The organism is Streptomyces fuscigenes (assembly GCF_021556455.1).
In the GTDB taxonomy this organism is placed as follows: Bacteria; Actinomycetota; Actinomycetes; order Streptomycetales; family Streptomycetaceae; genus Streptomyces; species Streptomyces fuscigenes.
Window position 1 is genome coordinate 1 of the sequence record NZ_JAKGCV010000411.1, and the last position, 4,877, is coordinate 4,877.

Here is a 4,877-nt window from a genome sequence, read left to right on the forward strand (position 1 = left end):
CGGCGAGGCGCGTCCCGCCACCCGGGCGGGCGTGTCCGCCGGGCCACCGGCCCCGGCCCCGGCGCCGGCCGGGCGCGACGGGGCTACGCTCGTGCCGAACCCGTCCCCGCGGGGGGAGTCGCCCCACCCGCAGGCGGCGTCCCCGGGGGGACTCCGCCGCTTCGCACCCGGGAGTCACCACCGTGACCGATCTGACCGACGGCGTCCTGCACACCCTCTTCCACTCCGAGCAGGGTGGGCACGAGCAGGTCGTGCTCTGTCAGGACCTGGCGTCCGGCCTGAAGGCCGTGATCGCCCTGCACTCCACCGCCCTGGGCCCCGCCCTCGGCGGCACCCGCTTCTACCCGTACGCCTCCGAGGACGAGGCCGTCACCGACGCGCTGAACCTCTCCCGGGGAATGTCGTACAAGAACGCCATGGCCGGGCTCGACCACGGCGGCGGGAAGGCCGTGATCATCGGCGACCCCGAGCAGATCAAGACCGAGGCCCTGCTGCTCGCCTACGGCAGGGCCGTCGCCTCGCTCGGCGGACGGTACGTCACGGCGTGCGACGTCGGCACGTACGTGCAGGACATGGACGTCGTCGCGCGCGCCTGCCGGTGGACGACGGGCCGCTCGCCCGAGGGCGGCGGGGCGGGCGACTCCTCCGTGCTCACCGCGTTCGGCGTCTTCCAGGGCATGCGCGCCAGCGCGTTCGAGCGGTGGGGCGAGGCGTCGCTGCGCGGCCGCACGGTCGGCGTGGCCGGTGTCGGCAAGGTCGGCCGCCACCTCGTCGGACACCTCCTGGAGGACGGCGCGGACGTCGTGGTCACGGACGTGCGCGCGGACTCGGTGGAGCGGATCCGGCAGGCGCACCCCGAGGTGCGCGCCGTGGCCGACACCGACGCCCTCGTGCGCCTGCCGGGCCTCGACGTCTACGCGCCGTGCGCGCTCGGCGGGGCGCTGGACGACGCGACCGTGCGCGACCTGACCGCGGGCATCGTCTGCGGCGCCGCCAACAACCAGCTCGCGCACACCGGCGTGGAGAAGGACCTCGCGGACCGCGGCATCCTGTACGCGCCCGACTACGTGGTGAACGCGGGCGGCGTCATCCAGGTCGCCGACGAGCTGCACGGGTTCGACTTCGAGCGGTGCCGCGCGAAGGCCGCGAAGATCTACGACACCACGCTCGAAATCTTCGCTCGTGCAAATGCGGACGGCGTTCCGCCGGCTGCGGCGGCCGACAGGATCGCCGAACTCCGGATGGCGGAGGCCGCCCGGCGGGCATGACGAGGGCCCCGGCGAGACGTGACTCACGCCGGTCGGGCGGGTCGACCCCCGAGAAGGGGTTAAAATCGCCACTGACCAGCGAGTACGGGGCGTCTCGCCGGTTCTGCCCCCGGGCACGTCATGTGGACGGCGTACCGCATGGCCGCGGAAGCAGGTACGGTTGAAGCCCTACGGACGGGACTCTCCGACGAGAGCTCGTTCTGAAACATGAACGCGTGTCAAGACTCTGGGGCCGAGTAGCCCCGTCACCGAGGGGGTCGAGCCATGGGGCGCGGCCGGGCCAAGGCCAAGCAGACGAAGGTCGCCCGCCAGCTGAAGTACAACAGCGGCGGGACAGACCTGTCGCGTCTGGCCAATGAGCTGGGCGCGTCGACTTCCAGTCAGCCTCCGAACGGCGAGCCGTTCGAGGACGACGAGGAGGAAGACGACCCGTACGCTCAGTACGCGGATCTGTACAACAACGACGACGAGGACGACGAGTCAGGTCCGTCCTCCCAGCGCCGCGGCGCTTGACGTCTTCACACCTCCACTGTCTTCCGCTCGCCACCTGCCCGGTCCGGGATCACGGTCACGGACCGGGTTTGTGCTGAGCCGGAAACCGTGAGTCCACCTGGCCGGAGCGGCTGACGCCCCGGCCGGGTTTCGCGGTTCCGGTGACCGGAACCGCCCGTTCCCCGCCCGTGTCCGGCACGCGCGCCGACCCGGTCAGGCCGCGTGGTCGCCGACAAGAGCGGCTCCCGTGGTCTCGTCACCGCGCTCGGTGATCTCCCCCGCCACCCAGGCGTCGACGCCCCGGTCGGCCAGGGTGGCCAGCGCCACGTCGACCGACCCGGCCGGCACGACGGCGATCATCCCGACGCCCATGTTCAGCGTCTTCTCCAGTTCGAGCCGCTCCACGCCGCCGACGGATCCGATCACCTCGAACACGGGGGCCGGCCGCCAGGTCGACCGGTCGATCACCGCGTGCAGCCCGTCCGGGACGACGCGCGCCAGGTTCGCCGCGAGGCCGCCGCCGGTCACGTGGCTGAAAGCGTGCACCTCGGTGGCGCGGGTCAGGGCCAGGCAGTCCAGCGAGTAGATGCGGGTCGGCTCCAGCAGCTCCTCGCCGAGGGTCCGGCCGAACTCGGCGACATCGCGCTCCAGCGACCAGCCCGCCCGGTCGAAGACGACGTGCCGTACCAGGGAGTACCCGTTCGAGTGAAGACCGGACGATCCCATGGCGATCACGACGTCACCCGTGCGGATGCGGTCCGCGCCGAGCAGCGCGTCCGCCTCCACGACGCCGGTGCCGGCGCCCGCGACGTCGAAGTCGTCCTCGGCGAGCAGGCCCGGGTGCTCGGCCGTCTCGCCGCCGACCAGGGCGCAACCCGCGAGCACGCAGCCCTCGGCGATGCCCTTGACGATCGCGGCGACCCGCTCCGGGTGGACCTTGCCGACGCAGATGTAGTCCGTCATGAACAGCGGCTCGGCGCCGCAGACCACCAGGTCGTCGACGACCATCCCGACCAGGTCGTGGCCGATGGTGTCGTACACGCCCAGCCGGCGCGCCAGGTCGACCTTGGTGCCGACGCCGTCCGTCGCAGAGGCCAGCAGCGGGCGCTCGTACCGCTTCAGCGCCGAGGCGTCGAAGAGGCCGGCGAAGCCGCCGATGCCGCCCAGCACCTCGGGCCTGCGGGTCTTCCTGACCCACTCCTTCATCAGCTCGACCGCGCGGTCGCCGGCCTCGATGTCGACGCCGGCCGCCGCGTAGCTGGCGCCGGGGCTGGGGGCGGGGGACTGAGACATGGCGGGAACTTTCGTGTCGTCGAACGTGCGCGGCGGCAGCCGGTGCGCACAGGGGCACCGGCCGCGCGGCGTGCGGGTACGAAGGGGGTACGGGGACGTCGCGGAGCGGCCCGGGCTACGGCCGGCGCAGCGCGTCCGCCGCCGCCGTGTCGGCCGGGCCCGCGGCGAGCTCGGTCTCCAGCAGCTGCTTTCCGAGCAGCTCCGGGTCGGGAAGCTCCATCGGGTACTCACCGTCGAAGCAGGCGCGGCACAGGTTCGGCTTGTCGATCGTGGTGGCCTCGATCATCCCGTCGATCGAGATGTACGAGAGGGAGTCGGCGCCCAGCGAGGTGCCGATCTCCTCGACCGTCATGCCGTTGGCGATGAGCTCCGCGCGGGTGGCGAAGTCGATGCCGAAGAAGCACGGCCACTTGACCGGCGGCGACGAGATGCGGATGTGCACCTCGGCCGCCCCCGCCTCGCGGAGCATCTTGACGAGGGCGCGCTGCGTGTTGCCGCGGACGATCGAGTCGTCCACGACGACGAGGCGCTTGCCCCGGATGACTTCCTTGAGCGGGTTCAGCTTCAGCCGGATGCCGAGCTGGCGGATCGTCTGCGACGGCTGGATGAAGGTACGGCCCACGTAGGCGTTCTTCACCAGGCCGGAGCCGTACGGGATGCCGCTCGCCTCGGCGTAGCCGATGGCGGCCGGAGTGCCGGACTCCGGGGTCGCTATGACCAGATCGGCGTCGACCGGCGCCTCCGCGGCAAGTTTTCTGCCCATTTCCACGCGGGACAGATACACGTTCCGACCGGCGATGTCCGTGTCGGGCCGCGCCAGGTACACGTACTCGAAGACACAGCCCTTGGGCTTCGCTTCTGCGAATCGAGAGGAGCGGAGGCCGTTCTCGTCGATGGCGACGAACTCGCCGGGCTCGATCTCGCGGACGTACGCGGCGCCGCAGATGTCGAGCGCGGCGGACTCGGAGGCCACGACCCAGCCGCGCTCCAGCCGGCCGAGCACCAGCGGGCGGATGCCCTGCGGGTCCCGGGCCGCGTACAGGGTGTGCTCGCTCATGAAGACGAGCGAGAACGCGCCCTTCACCCGGGGCAGCACCTTGGGCGCCGCCTCCTCCACGGTGAGGGGCTTGCCGTCGTCGTCGGTCTGCCCCGCGAGGAGCGCCGTGACGAGGTCGGTGTCGTTGGTCGCGGCGACCTGGGTGGCGCGGCCGTTCTCCTTCGGGAGGGCCGCGACCATCTCGGCCAGCTCCGCCGTGTTCACCAGGTTGCCGTTGTGGCCGAGCGCCACGGATCCGTGCGCGGTGGCCCGGAAGGTCGGCTGGGCGTTCTCCCAGACGGACGCGCCGGTCGTCGAGTAACGCGCGTGACCGACCGCGATGTGGCCCTGGAGGGAGCCGAGGGAGGTTTCGTCGAAGACCTGCGAGACCAGGCCCATGTCCTTGAAGACGAGGATCTGGGACCCGTTGCTCACTGCGATGCCCGCGGATTCCTGTCCGCGGTGCTGCAAGGCATACAGTCCGAAATAGGAGAGCTTGGCGACCTCTTCGCCCGGAGCCCAGACACCGAAGACGCCACACGCGTCCTGGGGGCCCTTCTCTCCGGGGAGCAGGTCGTGGCTGAGTCGTCCATCACCACGAGGCACGCAACCGAGTGTAGGCGAGATCGACCACTGGTCCGAATTGGGGACGGGGAAAATCTCGTCAACGCGGCGAGAGCCGTCACCCGCTGTCACCGCTGCCCCCTGACCGCGCGACGGCCCGGCCACGGCGGCCCCGCCGGCCGTGCCCGCACGCGGCTGCCCGCCGCCCGCCCCGAACCCGTCCC

4 protein-coding genes are annotated in these 4,877 nt (G+C 71.7%); 2 read left to right on the top strand and 2 right to left on the bottom strand.

The features are described 5' to 3' along the window. The first annotated feature begins 182 nt into the window (after positions 1-182). Complete coding sequence (locus L1885_RS23525; protein ID WP_235799171.1) at positions 183-1,268, top strand: Leu/Phe/Val dehydrogenase; 1,086 nt, start codon at positions 183-185, stop codon at positions 1,266-1,268. Between the two features lie 264 nt (positions 1,269-1,532). Then, complete coding sequence (locus tag L1885_RS23530; protein WP_235799172.1) at positions 1,533-1,781, top strand: DUF3073 domain-containing protein; 249 nt, start codon at positions 1,533-1,535, stop codon at positions 1,779-1,781. 192 nt (positions 1,782-1,973) lie between these two features. Here L1885_RS23530 and purM read toward each other — a convergent pair whose 3' ends face one another. Further along, positions 1,974-3,053, bottom strand: a complete 1,080-nt coding sequence (gene purM, locus L1885_RS23535; protein ID WP_235799173.1) for a phosphoribosylformylglycinamidine cyclo-ligase — start codon at positions 3,051-3,053, stop codon at positions 1,974-1,976. Between the two features lie 115 nt (positions 3,054-3,168). Then, entirely contained in the window at positions 3,169-4,695 is a 1,527-nt protein-coding gene (gene purF / locus L1885_RS23540; protein WP_235799174.1) for an amidophosphoribosyltransferase, read from the bottom strand. Between the last annotated feature and the right edge of the window lie 182 nt (positions 4,696-4,877).

What these genes read in the sequence shown, in the direction of transcription:
- L1885_RS23530 (WP_235799172.1), top strand. Translation starts at nt 1,533, where the DNA reads ATGGGGCGCGGCCGGGCCAAGGCCAAGCAGACGAAGGTCGCCCGCCAG.
- purM (WP_235799173.1), bottom strand. Translation starts at nt 3,053, where the DNA reads ATGTCTCAGTCCCCCGCCCCCAGCCCCGGCGCCAGCTACGCGGCGGCC.